The 15,192-nt window shown below is 62.6% G+C and carries 12 protein-coding genes; all 12 read left to right on the forward strand.

From position 1 onward, the window contains the following. The first annotated feature begins 78 nt into the window (after nucleotides 1-78). On the forward strand, nucleotides 79-2,655 hold the full coding sequence (locus ACIQUB_RS26760; RefSeq protein ID WP_402933860.1) for an ATP-binding cassette domain-containing protein: 2,577 nt from the start codon (nucleotides 79-81) through the stop codon (nucleotides 2,653-2,655). A 56-nt stretch (nucleotides 2,656-2,711) separates the two neighbouring features. After that, on the forward strand, nucleotides 2,712-3,686 hold the full coding sequence (locus ACIQUB_RS26765) for an ABC transporter permease (protein WP_402933863.1): 975 nt from the start codon (nucleotides 2,712-2,714) through the stop codon (nucleotides 3,684-3,686). Beyond that, the gene (locus ACIQUB_RS26770; protein WP_402933866.1) at nucleotides 3,683-4,492 is read left to right on the forward strand and encodes a creatininase family protein; all 810 of its coding nucleotides are present in this window, start codon (nucleotides 3,683-3,685) and stop codon (nucleotides 4,490-4,492) included. Before ACIQUB_RS26765 ends, ACIQUB_RS26770 begins: the two co-directional genes overlap by 4 nt. Further along, nucleotides 4,489-6,015: an aldehyde dehydrogenase family protein gene (locus ACIQUB_RS26775; RefSeq protein WP_402933869.1), complete on the forward strand. Its 1,527-nt coding sequence runs from the start codon at nucleotides 4,489-4,491 to the stop codon at nucleotides 6,013-6,015. The genes ACIQUB_RS26770 and ACIQUB_RS26775 overlap by 4 nt, the downstream gene beginning before the upstream one ends. Before the next feature lie 54 nt (nucleotides 6,016-6,069). Further along, the gene (locus tag ACIQUB_RS26780; RefSeq protein ID WP_402933872.1) at nucleotides 6,070-6,456 is read left to right on the forward strand and encodes a RidA family protein; all 387 of its coding nucleotides are present in this window, start codon (nucleotides 6,070-6,072) and stop codon (nucleotides 6,454-6,456) included. A 49-nt stretch (nucleotides 6,457-6,505) separates the two neighbouring features. Then, nucleotides 6,506-8,221, forward strand: coding sequence for a GMC family oxidoreductase (locus ACIQUB_RS26785; RefSeq protein WP_402933875.1), 1,716 nt, complete (start codon nucleotides 6,506-6,508; stop codon nucleotides 8,219-8,221). A 681-nt stretch (nucleotides 8,222-8,902) separates the two neighbouring features. Continuing rightward, on the forward strand, nucleotides 8,903-10,381 hold the full coding sequence (locus ACIQUB_RS26790; protein WP_402933878.1) for a sugar ABC transporter ATP-binding protein: 1,479 nt from the start codon (nucleotides 8,903-8,905) through the stop codon (nucleotides 10,379-10,381). A gap of 54 nt (nucleotides 10,382-10,435) precedes the next feature. Beyond that, nucleotides 10,436-11,440, forward strand: coding sequence for an ABC transporter permease (locus tag ACIQUB_RS26795; RefSeq protein ID WP_018897677.1), 1,005 nt, complete (start codon nucleotides 10,436-10,438; stop codon nucleotides 11,438-11,440). Nucleotides 11,441-11,524: 84 nt separating this feature from the next. Further along, nucleotides 11,525-12,511, forward strand: a complete 987-nt coding sequence (locus tag ACIQUB_RS26800; RefSeq protein ID WP_018897678.1) for a substrate-binding domain-containing protein — start codon at nucleotides 11,525-11,527, stop codon at nucleotides 12,509-12,511. A gap of 62 nt (nucleotides 12,512-12,573) precedes the next feature. Then, nucleotides 12,574-13,347, forward strand: coding sequence for an SDR family oxidoreductase (locus ACIQUB_RS26805; RefSeq protein WP_402933883.1), 774 nt, complete (start codon nucleotides 12,574-12,576; stop codon nucleotides 13,345-13,347). A 33-nt stretch (nucleotides 13,348-13,380) separates the two neighbouring features. Further along, nucleotides 13,381-14,373 (forward strand): dihydroxyacetone kinase subunit DhaK, encoded by a 993-nt coding sequence (locus tag ACIQUB_RS26810; protein ID WP_209190235.1) that lies wholly within the window; start codon nucleotides 13,381-13,383, stop codon nucleotides 14,371-14,373. 11 nt (nucleotides 14,374-14,384) lie between these two features. Beyond that, nucleotides 14,385-15,032, forward strand: a complete 648-nt coding sequence (gene dhaL / locus ACIQUB_RS26815; RefSeq protein WP_402933887.1) for a dihydroxyacetone kinase subunit DhaL — start codon at nucleotides 14,385-14,387, stop codon at nucleotides 15,030-15,032. Nucleotides 15,033-15,192: the final 160 nt, after the last annotated feature.

The raw sequence follows: 15,192 nt of genomic DNA on the forward strand, positions 1-15,192 counted from the left end.
CGGTCGCTCCAGTCCGTAGTTTCTCCGGCATCGCTCCGCCGCGGCGGTGGATGCAGTCTCGTTTGATGGAGGGCCCAAGTGTCACACTCCCGGATCACATCCCTGTTCCGCCACAATGAGCCGGTCCTGATCATCGTGCTCGCGGTCGCGATCGCCGTCTTCGGCTGGATCGACCCCCGTTTCCTGTCGGCCGGAAATTTCGTCAGCATCGCCCAGCAGAGCGCGGTCATCGCGCTGGTGGCCTTTGCGATGACCGCCGTCATCATCGCCCGCGGGATCGACATTTCCGTCGGCAGCACATTGGCCTTCGCTGGCGTCGCCGCCGGTATCGTCTTCGCATCGACCGGTTCTGCCGTGCTGACGCTGGTTGCAGCGATCGCAAGCGGCGCTTTGATCGGGCTGCTGAACGGCCTGCTCATCGGCTTCGCGGGGATTTCGCCCTTTATCGCGACGCTGGCGACCATGGCCTTCGCCCGCGGCCTTTCTCTCAGCCTGTCCGGTGCGTCCAGCCTCGCCATCACCGATCCCGCTGTGCTCTATGCCGGCCGCGCGACGCTTGGCCTTCTGCCGGTCTCAGTCGTCATTGCCTTCGTCCTGCTCTGCATCTGGTGGTTCGTGCTTCGCCGCACCGTCTATGGCCGCTGGATTTACGCGATCGGCGGCAACGCCGAAGCCGCCCGTGTCTCGATGGTGCCCGTCGATCTGGTGCGGATTTCGGTCTATCTGATCGCCGGCGCGACCGCTGGTCTCGGCGCCATCCTGACCATCGGACGCCTTGGATCCGCCCAACCGCTCGCCGGAACGGGCCTCGAATTCACTGCCATCACCGCTGCCATCATCGGCGGTACGAAGCTCTCCGGCGGTCGCGGTTCGATCTGGGGCACGGCCATCGGCGCGCTGCTGCTCGGCGTCATCAACACCGGCCTTTCATTCCTGCAGGTCCCGCAGATCATCATATATTACATCACAGGCGCGCTGATCCTGGTCGCTGTGTTGACGAGCCAACCTGAGGCCATCACGCGCCTCGTCCGCTCGCTGCGCCGCCGGGCGAAATCCTTGACTGCTGCGGCCGCCGCCACGGCGGCGCATGCCGAAGGCGCCAAGCATTCGATTACGCTCAGCGGCATCGGCAAGATCTTCCCAGGCGTCAAGGCGCTGGATGGCGTGTCCTTCACGGTCTCGGCCGGCGAGGTCGTCGCTCTTGCCGGTGAAAACGGCGCCGGCAAGTCCACTCTGGTCAAATGCATCTCCGGCGTCTATCGGCCCGACGAAGGCCAGTTGCTGGTCGACGGCAAGGTGGTCGCGTTTGCCTCGCCGAACGATGCCAAGGGCATCAGCGTCATCCACCAGCATTTCAGCCTGTCGCCGGATCTGACGGTCGCCGAGAACATGTTCGTGGGCCGCGAACCGCGCAACGCCCTCGGTTTTCTCGACCGTCGCCGCATGCGACGCGAGGCCAAGGCGATCATGGATGGGCTGTCGCTCGACATTGACGTCGACGCCGAACTGCGCACGCTTTCGGTCGGCCGTCAGCAGATGGTCGAAATCGCTCGCGCCGTGCTCGCCGACGCCTGGTTCATGATCATGGACGAGCCGACCAGCGCGCTTTCCAACCGCGAACGCGACCAGCTTTACACCCTGATCGAGCGCCTGAAGGGTCGCGGCGCGGGCATCCTCTACATCTCCCACAAGATGGAAGAGATCTTCAATCAGTGCGACCGTGTCGTGGTGCTGCGTGACGGCAAGTTCATCGGCGAACGCAAGACCGCCGAGACCGATGAGGCGGAGATCGTCTCGATGATGGTCGGCCGCGAGGTCGGCGACATCTTCCCGCATCTGGATGCCGAGATCGGCGAGATCGCCGTCGAGGTGAAAGACATCTCCAACGGCAAGCTGCTGCAATCCGCTTCTCTCAACGTTCGCTGTGGCGAGATCGTGGCGCTTGCCGGACTGATGGGCAGCGGCCGCTCGGAGGTCCTGCGCCTGATCGCCGGTCTCGACACGCCGCAGCAGGGATCGATCGACGTGTTCGGCGTCCGTCAGCCCGGCGGTGACCTGAAGGCAGCCAACCGGGCAGGCATCGTCTACATCCCGGAAGACCGTCATCTCGAGGGATTTGTCGGCACCATGTCGATCGGCGATAACCTGTCGCTCGCGTGGATCCGCGAACACAGCCGCTTCGGCGTCCTCTCGATAAGCGGCACCGGCCGGCTGGCGCGCGAGCTGATCGCATCGCTGGGCGTGCGTCCGGCACAGCCGGAGAAAATGACCATCGAGCTCTCCGGCGGCAACCAGCAGAAGGTCGTGATCGGCAAGTGGCTCGCCACCGAGCCGCGCGTCATCCTGCTCGACGAGCCGACCCGTGGCGTCGATGTCGGCGCCAAGTCCGATCTGCATCATCTAGTCGCCAAGCTCAAGCAGCAGGGCGCGGCCATCATCATGGTCTCCTCGGAACTGCCCGAGGTGCTTGGTGTCGCCGACCGCATCGTCGTCATGTGCGAGGGCCGCTCGGTTGGCGAACTCAAGCGCGGTGCGACCGAGGAAGACGTCATGGCCCTTGCTTTCGGCGAGAACCAGCGTCGCGGCGGCATCGTTCATGCTGGCCGCGGTGCCAGCCAGCCGGTCGGACATCTGAGCCTCGGAGCAAGCACATGAGCAAAGCTCTTCGCGCCTTTCCTGCAACCCTCCTACGGGCAGAAGGATGAATTGACATGATCTCCTCCCGCAATCTCGCCTTGAAGCGTGTTCTCGACCTGTCGCCGCTGATCCTGCTGGTAGCGCTGATGGCAATCTTCGCCATCGTCGATCCACGCGTCGTCTCCGGCCAGAGCCTGATCAATATCGTCTCGCAGGCGACCCCGATCGCCGTGCTCGCGCTCGGCGCCATGATCGTGCTCCTCACCGGAGGCATCGACCTTGCAGCTGGAGTCGGCGTCGCCTTCTGCGCGGTGCTGATCGCCAGTCTCATCGACGCCGGCGTCGGACTGCCCGGTTCGCTGGCGATCGGTCTCGCCGTGATGCTCATCGTCGGCCTCGTGAATGGTCTCGTCATTTCGCTTCTGAAGATCCCACCCTTCGTCACCACGCTGGCTGCAATGGTTGTCCTGCAAGGCGCCACGCTGGCCGTCGCCTCGAAGGGTGTGTTGATGCTGAAGGATCCGACATTGCGCTTCGTCGGCATAGAACGCTCGGTCGGCATTCCGCACGTCATCTTCGCCACGCTCGCTGTCGTCATCGCCGCCGCCGTGCTGATGCGGATGACGCGCTTCGGCCTGCGCACCTACGCGTTGGGATCGGATGCGGCTGCCGCCGAACTTGCGGGCATCCCGGTCACCCGCCACACCATCCTCATCTACACGGCATCGGGCCTGTTCGTGTTCCTGACGGCGGTCGTCATGATCTGCCGCGTGCCGGTGGTGACGCCGAATATCGGCGGCACCTCGCTGCTGCTCGACGCGATCGCCGCGACGGTGCTTGGCGGCACCAGTATCTTCGGCGGACGCGGAACGGTCTGGGGTACGGTCGTCGGCGCCTTGATCGTAAGCTTGCTGACGACGGCCCTGCGCATCTTCGGGACGGATCCGTCGAGCCTGGAACTCTACAAGGGCGCCATCATCATGGCGGCGCTTCTGGCCGATACCGGTATGACCTACACCAAGGCGCGCCTTCTGGAGCCGGCGCGATGAGCCGCCCCGCAATCGATCATTTCCCGAAGGGCAAGTCGTCTTTCGCCTGGATGACCTCGCCCGACGCCGAGCGGCTAGCGGCCGGCGGAAGCCATCGTCCCGTGGCGCTGCTGCCGACCGGCGCCGTTGAACAGCACGGACCCCACCTGCCCATGGGGCTCGATATCTGGCTGGCATCCGCCGTCGCCAATGGCGTGGCCGAAGGGCAGGAGGGCATGCGTGTCTGCGAGCCATTCGCCTATGGATCCTCGCAGCATCATCGCGCCTTTGCGGGCACGATGAGCCTCAGTCCGCAAACCTTCATCGCGGTGCTGGTCGACCTCTGCGCCTGCCTTTGGGAAGACGGCTTTCTGCCTGTGATCATCAACGGGCACGGCGGCAATCGCGCCGCGATCCAGGTGGCGATCACCACGCTCGGCCGACAGAGAGTCGTTTCGGCCGGATTTTCCTATTTCGATCTGATTGCCGATGTCGCGGCCGAGGTTCTGCCCGACCACGCCGGCGGCACCGGCCATGCCTGCGCGCTCGAGACATCGCTGATGATGCATGTCATCCCGCAAAGCGTGCGCGAAGACATGATCCCCGAGGGAACGACGCCGAAATCCTGGCCGGATCCGCATCTTTATGCAGGACCGGCGGTCACCGTCTGGCGGCCGTTCGAGCAGATCCGCGACAACGGCGTCATCGGCACGCCCTCAGAGGCATCGCCGGCGGCGGGCCAGCGGCTGTTTGAAGCGGCCGTAGAGCGCAGCCGGCAAACCATTCTCAAGATTCAATCGGAATACGGTCAAAGGAGCATCCCATGACGGTCCAGTTCAAATCCTCTCTCGATGGCCCCAATCTGCGCGGCATGCCCATCGTCGGCGAACCGACGGCGGGTCTGCGCCTCGGCACCAATCGTATCGGATCGCAGTGGGTCGCGGGAAGCTCCGGCAAGTACCTCAGGATCGACAGCCCGGCGACAGGCGAAGAACTCGGCTATCTCGCGCTTTCGACCCGCGCCGACGTCGGCCGCGCCGTCGAAGCCGCCGATGCCGCCCGTCCGCTGATCGCGAAGATGGGCGTCTTCCAGCGCGCGGCGCTGTGCATGAAGATCGCCGACGAAATCGATCGCCGCACCGACGAGCTTGCCCGGCTGCTCTGCCTGGAGCAGGGCAAGCCGTTCCACAGCGAAGCCAAGGCCGAAATCGGCTCGGCCTCTCTCGGCTTTCGCAATGCCGCCGAGCAGATGAAGTGGCTGGAAACGGCCGCCTTCCCGGTTGCCGACGCCAACAAGCGCGCCTTCTCCTTCCTGCAGCCGAAGGGCGTGCTGGCGATCATCACGCCATGGAACTTCCCGCTCGGCCTGCCTTGCCTCTATTATCTCGGACCGGCCATCGCCACCGGCAACACGGTCGTCTGGATCCCGGCGCCGACCACGTCGCTGGTCGCCGTCGCGCTGATGGAATGCATGATCGACGCCGGACTGCCCGATGGCATCATCAACCTGGTGCTCGGTGACGGCGCGGAGGTCGGCGACGAGGCCGTCATCCATCCCGGCACGCACGCGATCGGTTTCACCGGAAGTTCGCTTACCGGCGGCGTTATCGCTCGCCGCGGCGCCGGCAAGCCGCTGCTGCTGGAGATGGGCGGCAACGGCCCCACGATCGTCCTGCCGGATGCGGACGTCGATGTCGCCGCTGCGCTGGTGGGCGCCGGCTGCTTCGCCAATGCCGGCCAGATCTGCACGGCGACGGAGCGCGTCTTCGTCCACAAGTCGATCCATGACCGCTTCGTCGAGGGCTTGATCAAGGCGGCCGAGAAGGTTCGCCTGGGCGACCCCTTCGACCCCGCGACGACGATGGGACCAGTCAATAACGCCTCTGCGCTCGACAAGATGCAGGAGCACATGAACGACGCCTTTTCGCGCAAGGCCGATGTCGTCAAGGGCGGCAAGATCGCCGCCGGTATGCCGACCAACCTCTATTTCGAGCCGACCGTCGTCACCGGACTGACGCGCGACAGCCTGCTCAACAAGGAGGAATCCTTCGGCCCCGTGGCTCCGGTCCTGACCTTCGAGACCGACGAAGAGGCGCTCGAGCTTGCGGCGTCCAGCCCATACGGCCTGAATGCCGCTGTCTTCACCAATTCGATCAAGCGCGCCTTCTTCTACACCGAGAATCTGCGCTGCGGCATCGTCAACGTCAACGAGAAGAGCTGCTACTGGGAGCCGCACATTCCAGCGGGCGGCGCCGCCGGCACCAACAGCGGTCTTGGACGCACCGGCGGCCGGCACACGCTGATGGAGATGTGCGATCTCAAGACGATGACGATCGACATCACCCGCTGACATCCGTTTTTTTAATGCCGGCGCGCCGCCGGCAAAGCCTTGAAAGGAATTAGAATGACCATCATCCGACACGGACTGGGCGAGGGACGCGGCTCCGGCGGCCGGACGCTGCCTTTCGCCAAGGCGGTCGAGGCCGGCGGCTGGCTGCATGTTTCCGGCCAGACGCCGATGCGTGACGGCGAAGTTGTCGGCAGCGGTATCGTCGAACAGGCAAAGATCGCCATCGAGAACATGCTGACGATCGTCAAGGACGCCGGCTACCAGCCTTCGGACATCGTTCGCGTGGGCGTCTGGCTCGATGACGCGCGCGACTTCTGGAGCTTCAACGGCGTCTTTACCCAGTATTTCGGCGACAATCCACCCGCACGCTGCTGCGTGGAATCGCGCATGGTTGTCGACTGCAAGGTCGAAGTTGATTGCATCGCCTACAAGGCGCCGTAAGCGGCGCCTCTGAGACACATCATTCCCAATCGGCTCTTCGAGGACTGACATGAGCACTGCGGACACCATTCGTGCGGACTATATCATCGTAGGAGGAGGTTCCGCAGGCTGCGTCCTCGCATCCCGTTTGACCGAGAACCCGGCCATTCGTGTCATTCTTCTTGAGGCCGGTATCGACGCCGAGCGTCCGGAAGACTTTCCCGATCTCGCTAACCCCTATCCGGGTGTCGCCTATTCCAACCCCCGCTACACCTGGAACCTCAAGGCATCCTACCCGTACACGGGCTCCAACCGGCCGGAGGCGAAGGCCTCGCGCTACGAGCAGGCCCGCGTTCTGGGTGGTGGCTCGGCCATCAACGGCATCGGTGCCAATCGCGGTTCCCCGAACGATTACGACGAATGGGGTGCCATGGGCGTCGAAGGCTGGTCGTGGGACGAATGCCTGCCCTATTTCAAGAAGCTGGAGCGTGACCTCGATTTCGACAACGAGTTGCACGGCAAGACAGGCCCGTTCCCGATCCGCCGCCGTGGCGAGGTTCTCTGGACGCCGTTCACCCGGGCCATGCTCGACATCTGCGACAGGAAAGGCATCCCCTTCCTTCCCGATCAGAATGGCGTCTGGCAGGAAGGCATCTTCGAGATGGCCGTCAACATGGACGAGAAGGCCCGGCGCGTCAGCACCGCCTGGGCTTATCTGACATCCGAGGTGCGCCGTCGTCCAAATCTCAAGATCCGCACTGAAACCACGGTGGCCCGCATCCTGATCGAAAAGGGCAGGGCGAACGGGGTCATCGTCGAACGCGCTGGCGTTCGCAACGAACTGCGCGCCGGTCGCGTCATCCTGTCGGCGGGTGCGCTGGCGTCACCTGCCATGCTCATGCGCTCAGGCGTCGGCCCCGCGACGCATCTCGTCGATTGTGGCATCGAGGTCCTGCGCGACCTGCCGGGCATTGGCCAGAACCTGATGGAGCACCCGTCGGCGGGCATTGTACCTTTCCTCAGGCCCGCCGCCCGCCAGAAGGGCGTTCCAGATTATCATATCCCTATCGGCTATCGCTTTTCATCGGGAGTCGACGGCTGCCCCGAAGGCGACATGCACATGAACTTCGTGACCCGCGCCGCCTGGCATTCCGTTGGCCGGCAGCTAGGCTCGGTGTTCTTCTGGGTCAACAAGTCCTATTCGCGCGGGCAGTTGCTGCTCGATCCGGCTTCGCCGGACGGAGCGCCGCGCATCGACTTCCGCATGCTGTCGGACCGCCGCGACCTGACGCGCCTAGCCGACGCCTTCGAGCGGGCGGTGCGGTTGACCTCTGATCCGAGCCTCGGTTCGGTGGTGTCTGGTATCTATGCGGGCGGCATGTCGGAGATCGGCAAGCTGTTTTCCAAGCCGTCGAAGCTTGGCGCCGCTGTCACCGCTGTCGGTGCGCTTGGTCTCGACGCCATCGGCAGTCTACGCGAAAAGGCGTTTCCCTACATGCTGGCGAACTATGACGATCCCAAACGGCTTGCTTCGAGCCGCGTGGACCTTGAGGCCTACATTTCCGAAGTGGTTGGCGGCGTCTGGCATCCGTCCGGCACCTGCCGCATGGGCGCCGACGGTGATCGCATGGCGGTGACGAACGCATCTGGCAAGGTGCGTGGGCTTGACGGCTTGTACGTCTGCGATGCTTCGCTGATGCCGACAATCCCCTGCGCCAACACCAACCTTCCGACTATCATGATGGCAGAGAAGATAGCCGAAGTCTTAAGGGCGGACTTCGAATAGCCAAGATCATGTTGCCGGCTTGAATATCGACGTCGGCTTTCAACGATTCTCTGCAAGGGCTACCCAGTGGCGCATAATCAAATGCGTCAACGCCTGTTACCGTGCGCGCAATTCTTTACAAGTCTGCGCAATCAGGCCTCTCGTTGGGACCGACGGCCTTGTTCGCCCGGCTCCTCTTGCGGGCCTGGTTCACAATGCCGTACCGGTCGGCCGCAGCGTGCACAGCGCTTTTCGCCGGGATGAGCACGTCGCGGCCCAGCCGGCGGACCAGAAGCGCAACGGTAGCCGTCGCCAGCGGACGTCGGTCCACAGCGTGCGAAGGGCATGCTTGCGGTCATCAATTTTATTCCAGGCACTTATACGAGGCGCCGCGTTGGCGGTGCCTTGGTGGCAATCAGATGGGAAGATTGGAGCGCCAAAGTTTGTGATGTCGAGCCAACGCTTTGCTCTCGTATCGCAACGCTGGCTATTTCCGATCTCGCGCGCGGCCGGTCGAACACGTCGTTTTCGGCGTCTTCAGAGCCGAACTGCTTGACGAACAAGCTCCACTCCAAGAAACAAGCAATTGCACGATTGACATTTGTCGCCATCTAACTGACACTTGTAAAAATCGCTCCAATGGAGAGGGCGCGATGATCCATCGTTCCACCTGACCGGTGGACGATGCTGGGAGGAATTGACGTGGAATATCTGCTTGATGTCGAAGGGCTGAAGAAGTCCTTCAATGGTGTTGCGGCTCTGCGCGATGGCCGGTTTCAGCTCAAGGCTGGTTCCGTGCATGCGCTGTGCGGTGGCAATGGCGCGGGAAAATCCACCTTCCTCAAGATCCTGATGGGCATCCACAAGCGCGACGCAGGATCGATAAGGCGACGTGGAGCGGAAGTAGAGTTCTCAGGCCCGGCGGCGGCCTTGGCATCCGGCATCGCGATCATCGAGCAGGAGCTCAGCCCGGTGCCGCACATGACGGTCGCGGAAAACATCTATCTCGGTCGCGAGCCGTCGGGCCGCTTCGGCGGCATCGATTTCAAGACCATGAACCAGAATGCGCAGCGGCTGCTGGAGCAACTCGAATTCAACATCCGCCCGACGCAATTCATGATGAACTTGTCGGTCGCGCAGATTCAGCTGGTCGAGATCGCCAAGGCGTTGAGCCACGATGCCGAAGTGATCTTCATGGACGAGCCGACATCGGCGATCGGCGAGAAGGAAGCGCAGCAGCTTTTCAAGACCATCGAGCGGTTGAAGGCTGCCGGCAAGGGTGTCGTTTACGTCTCCCACCGCCTGTCCGAGATTTTCCAGATTGCCGACGCCTACACCGTGTTCCGTGATGGCTTGTACATCGGTGCAGGCGACCTTGCGGATATCGATCGGCCTGAATTGATCCGCATGATCGTCGGCCGTGAACTCGGCGAAGAATATGTCAAGACCAACACGCCGACCGACGTCACCGGGCTTGAGGTCACGGGTTTGAGCGCGACGGGCAAGGTCGAGGATGTGTCCTTCTCCGTCAAGAAAGGCGAAATCTTAGGTATCTACGGGCTGATGGGCTCCGGCCGCTCGGAGATCTTCAATTGCCTGTTCGGTCTCGAACGGATGGACAAGGGCGAGATCAAGCTTGATGGCAAGGCGATCACCGTCAGCAAGCCGGTCGACGCGATGGAGCACGGGCTTGCCTTTGTCACCGAGGATCGCAAACTGACGGGCCTCAATCTCGTCGACAGCGTCAGGGGCAACATCGCGCTCGCCAGCCTGCCGGAATTCAGCCCAGGCTTCGTCATGCGTCGCGGCCAGGAGCAGGCTGCCAGCCAAAAGATGATCGAACGCTTCGGTATCAAGACCGCGCGCGACACCATGGCGGTCTCGGGACTATCCGGCGGCAACCAGCAGAAGGTCGTTCTGGGCAAGTGGTTCCTGCGCAACCCGAAGGTGTTGTTGCTGGACGAGCCGACGCGCGGCGTCGATGTCGGCGCCAAGCGCGAAATCTATCGCATCATCTGCGAATTCGCGGCCGCGGGAGGCACGGTGGTGATGATTTCATCGGAGATCGACGAGGTGCTCGGCATGTCCGACCGCATCCTCGTCATGCGCAACGGTCGCTCGGCGGGCGTCTATCCGCGGTCCGAGACCGACGCGCAGGCGCTGGTGCATCTGTCGACGTAATCGGCGCACCGCGAATTTCTCAATACGGATCGGCATGGGAAGAGGTCAGAAACAGTGTCCCTTACAGATAACAAACCAACGACGGGCTGGTTCAACTCGGATCGCCGCAGGCTGCTCATTCAGGAATACGGCATCTTTCTCGCCTTCCTGCTTCTGTCCGTGATCCTGTCGTTTTCCAACGAGTACTTCCTCACGGCCGGCAATATCTCGAACGTGCTGTTGCAGACGTCGATCAACGGTGTTCTCGCGATCGGCATGACCTTCGTCATCCTGACGCGCGGCATCGATCTGTCGGTCGGATCGGTCGTGGCGCTCGCCGGTATCGTCAGCGCCAGCTTTGTCACGACATCGGCGACGGCAGGCATCGCGGGCGCGCCCTATCCGGCGGCCGTTGCGTTGCTGGTCGGTATCGCGGTGGGCCTTGCCTGTGGCGCCATCGTCGGCTTCATCGTTTCCCGCTTCGCCGTGCCAGCCTTCGTCGCCACGCTCGGCATGCTCTCGGCGGCACGCGGCATGACCCTGATCTACGGCGGTGGAAAGCCTGTGCCGGCGCTGATCCCGGAGTTCCGCTGGATTGGCACCGGAAACATCCTCGGCGTGCCCATGCCGGTGGTGATCCTCGCTGTCGTCTTCATCGTGTCCTGGTGGGTCCTGACGCGCACGCGCTTTGGCCGCTACATCTATGCCGTCGGCGGTAACCCGCATGCTGCAATCACCTCGGGCATCAACGTCACCCGCATCCGTTTCGCCGTCTACGGCATCTCCGGTTCGCTTGCAGGTCTCGCCGGCATGATACTCTCTGCCCGCACGGGATCGGCACTGCCGCAGGCGGGCATCGCTTACGAACTCGATGCCATTGCAGCCGTCGTCATCGGTGGCACCAGCCTCTCGGGCGGCGTCGGTCGGGTTACCGGAACGCTGATCGGCGCGCTCATCATCGGTGTCATGAACAACGGCCTCGATCTGATGGGTATCCAATCCTACTACCAGCAGGTGCTCAAGGGCGCGCTCATCGTCGGCGCCGTCATGCTGGACCAGAAGCGAAATCAAGGTCTTTGACCTGATAATTCGGATCGTATCCGCGATCCGTTGGCAAACCGCGCGTCATACCGGCGACCGGACATCTCTATGGAGGAGAAACAGATGAAGAAGTTGATGCTCGCACTTATCGCCAGTGCGGCGATCCTGACTGCGCCTGCCATGGCGCAGGAAAAGAAGCTGAAGATCGGCGCCACGACCTACGGCCTGAATGCCGAGTTCATGCAGATCTGGTCGGCCGCGTTGAAGCAGCACCCGGCAGTGAAGAGCGGTCAGGTGGAGCTGACGGTGTTCGACGGCCGCTATGACGCGCTGGTCCAGCAGGAACAGTTCAACACCATGATCACCCAGAAGTTCGACGCAATCATCTTCGTGCCGATGGATATCGAAGCAGGTGCTGCTGCCGTCCAGGCCGCTCATGATGCCGGTATCCCTGTTGTCGGCTCCAACGCCCGCGTCAACTCCGACCTGCTGACCTCCTATGTCGGCTCGAACGACGTGGAAGCGGGCGAACTCGAAGCCAAGGCCGTTCTCGACAAGATGGGTTGCAAGGGCAACCTCGTCATCCTCGAAGGCCCGATCGGACAGTCCGGCCAGATCCAGCGCCTTGAAGGCAACGAGAAGGCGCTCAAGGCGTGCCCCGACGTCAAGGTTCTCGAAAAGCAGACCGCCAACTGGTCGCGCGCTGAAGCGCAGACGTTGATGGAAAACTGGCTGACATCGCATCCGGGCCAGATCAACGGCGTCATCGGCCAGAACGACGAAATGGCGCTCGGCGCCATCGAGGCGATCAAGGCTGCGAACCTGAAGGTTGAAGACTTCGCAATCGCCGGCGTCGACGGCGTCACCGATGCCATCAACGCCGTCAAGCGCGGCGAAATGGCGTCGATCCTGCAGGATGCAAACGCGCAGGCACAGGGCGCGCTCGACGTGGCGATCAAGGCCGCGAACAAGGATGCGAAGCCGGAATCGGCGATCTGGACCCAGTATCCGGAAATGAAGTGGGAAGATGGCGCCTCCAAGGACTACCTCGTTCCTTGGACGCCGGTCACCAAAGAAAATGCCGACAAGCTGCTCGAATCCCGCAAGTAACGAACGCAAAGCCAGGGCGGCATCACGCCGCCCTGGCATCCACATCGCAAGGGCTTGAAGAGATGACAGACACTGCTCCCCAGATTGACCTCAATTTCCCCCTGACAGGCAAGATCGCCGTCGTGACCGGCGCCGCATCCGGTATTGGCTCGGCGATCTCCGACGCGCTGACGGCAAAAGGCGCCACGGTGGCCGTGCTCGATATCAATGCCGATATCGCCGCTGCCAAGGCGGCCGCGCTCGGTGGCGGTGCGAAATCCTTCGTCTGTGACGTCTCCCAGCCGGACTCGGTCAATCGCGCCATATCGGACGTCGTCGCCGCGTTCGGCCGCATCGACATTGCCGTCAACAGCGCCGGCGTGGTCTTTCTGGCGCCAGCCGAAGATCTGTCGCTCGACTATTGGGACAAGACGATCAACATCAATCTCAAGGGCAGCTTTCTCGTCACACAGGCTGTCGGTCGCGCGATGATCGCTGCAGGAAATGGCGGCAAGATCATCAACCTCGCGTCGCAGGCGGGCACGGTCGCGATTGAGGAGCATGTCGCCTACTGCGCCTCGAAATTCGGTGTCATCGGCATGTCGAAGACTTTCGCCGCCGAATGGGGCAAGTATGGGATTACCGTCAACACCATCTCGCCGACCGTGGTTCTGACCGAACTCGGCAAGAAGGCCTGGGCCGGTGAAAAGGGAGAGGCCGCCAAGAAGCGCATTCCCACCGGCCGCTTCGCCTATCCCGAGGAGATCGCTGCCGCCGCCGTCTTCCTGGTTTCGGACGGCGCGAACATGATCAACGGCGCCGATCTTCTGATTGATGGCGGCTACACAATTCTCTGAGCCGAAGCGCCAGGACATTTTCAAGGAGACTTCATGCAACGGTTCGTCAACAATCCCGATCTCGTCGTCGAGGATACAGTCAAGGGCTTCATCAAAGCCCATTCCGATATCGTGCGGCTTGCCGAAAATCCGCGCGTGGTTGTCGCCAAGAACGCTCCGGTGAGCGGCAAGGTGGGCGTGATCACCGGCGGCGGCTCCGGCCACGAGCCCGGCTTCATGGGCTACACCGGCAAGAACATGCTTGATGCCGTTGCCGTCGGCGAATTGTTCTCTTCCCCGACCGCCAAGAGCTTCCATGATGCCATTCGCGCGGCTGACGGCGGGGCAGGCGTGGTCTGCCTCTACGGCAATTATGCCGGCGACAATATGAACGTGAAGATGGCGACGAAGCTCGCCGCCAAGGATGGTATCGAGGTCGCGACCGTCGTTGCCAATGACGACGTCTGCTCGGCGCCGCTGTCGGAGCGCGAAAAGCGCCGCGGCGTTGCCGGCGAAATCTTCATGTGGAAGATCGGTAGCGCCAAGGCGACACAGGGCGGTAGTCTCGAAGAGGTTCGCGCCGCCGCACAAAAGGCGATCGACAACTGCCGCTCGATCGGCGTCGGCCTCGGCCCGTGCACGTTGCCGGCCGTCGGTCATCCGAATTTCCAGATCGAGCCGGGCACGATGGAGGTCGGTATCGGCCATCACGGCGAGCCTGGTGTGCGTGTCGAACCGCTCAAGCAGGCGGCGGACGTCGCCAAGGATATGTGCAAGATCGTTCTTGATGATCACAACCTTCCCGCCGGCACGGAGGTTGCGGTGCTCGTCTCGGGGTTGGGCGCCACACCGCTCAACGAACTTTATATCCTGAACGACACGATCGAGAGCGAGATCACCGGCCGGGGCCTCGTCGTCTACAAGACCTATGTCGGCAACTATTTCACATCGCTTGAAATGGTCGGCGCGACGTTGACTGTCTTTGCGCTCGATGCCGAGACCAAGCCGCTTCTCGACCTCGAAACGTCCTGCACAATCTTGCTCTGAGGAACGCTGACATGCAAACTTTCAAGAACGCCTCGGCGGGTGCGATCGTCCTTTCGCTGGCGGAACGCATCATCGAAAATCGGGCCTATCTCAGCGAGATCGACGGCAAGATCGGCGATGGCGACCACGGGGTCAACATGGCCAAGGGCTTTGGCATGGCGGCGGAGCGCCTCAAGGGGCAGGACCCCTCGCTCAGCGGGGCCTTTGAAACGCTCGGCACGCTGCTGATGACGGAGATTGGCGGCTCGATGGGCCCGCTTTACGGGGTGATGTTCACGGAATTCGGTGAGACGCTCGAAGGCAAGGATGCAATCGATGCCAAGCTGTTCAGCGAGATGCTGCATGCCGGTCTGGATGGCATTCAATCGATCGGCTCGGCCAAGGTCGGCGACAAGACGCTGATCGATGCCTTCGTCCCTGCGGTCAATGCCTTCGACGAGGCCACGGCGTCTGGAAAGTCCTTCGCGGATGCGCTCGCGACCCTGGCCGACGCCGCCGAAAAGGGACGCGATTCGACGATCGACCTGGTCGCGAAAATTGGCCGCGCCAGCCGGCTCGGTGAGCGATCACTCGGCATTTTGGACGCCGGTGCCACCTCCTGTGCTCTCATTCTGAAGGAGATTTCCGTCGGCGTCTCTTCTCGCCTGGAAAACGCTTGATCTTACAGTCTGTCTCCCAAGACAGCGCGGCCCGTCCTTCGGCGGCGGGTCGCGCGCCGCGCGGTTGCAAACGGGCCGCATTGGCGGCATCTTCCCGGCACATCTAAGCGGGAGTTCATTCCAGAGTGGCAACGGTTAAGACACAGCAGGCGAGAAAAGC

It is taken from the genome of Rhizobium sp. NPDC090275, from assembly GCF_044772225.1.
Classification (GTDB): Bacteria; Pseudomonadota; Alphaproteobacteria; order Rhizobiales; family Rhizobiaceae; genus Rhizobium.

Coding starts and splice junctions, on each gene's coding strand:
- ACIQUB_RS26775 (WP_402933869.1), top strand. CDS start 4,489: ATGACGGTCCAGTTCAAATCCTCTCTCGATGGCCCCAATCTGCGCGGC.
- ACIQUB_RS26780 (WP_402933872.1), top strand. CDS start 6,070: ATGACCATCATCCGACACGGACTGGGCGAGGGACGCGGCTCCGGCGGC.
- ACIQUB_RS26800 (WP_018897678.1), top strand. CDS start 11,525: ATGAAGAAGTTGATGCTCGCACTTATCGCCAGTGCGGCGATCCTGACT.
- ACIQUB_RS26765 (WP_402933863.1), top strand. CDS start 2,712: ATGATCTCCTCCCGCAATCTCGCCTTGAAGCGTGTTCTCGACCTGTCG.
- ACIQUB_RS26805 (WP_402933883.1), top strand. CDS start 12,574: ATGACAGACACTGCTCCCCAGATTGACCTCAATTTCCCCCTGACAGGC.
- ACIQUB_RS26770 (WP_402933866.1), top strand. CDS start 3,683: ATGAGCCGCCCCGCAATCGATCATTTCCCGAAGGGCAAGTCGTCTTTC.
- dhaL (WP_402933887.1), top strand. CDS start 14,385: ATGCAAACTTTCAAGAACGCCTCGGCGGGTGCGATCGTCCTTTCGCTG.
- ACIQUB_RS26785 (WP_402933875.1), top strand. CDS start 6,506: ATGAGCACTGCGGACACCATTCGTGCGGACTATATCATCGTAGGAGGA.
- ACIQUB_RS26810 (WP_209190235.1), top strand. CDS start 13,381: ATGCAACGGTTCGTCAACAATCCCGATCTCGTCGTCGAGGATACAGTC.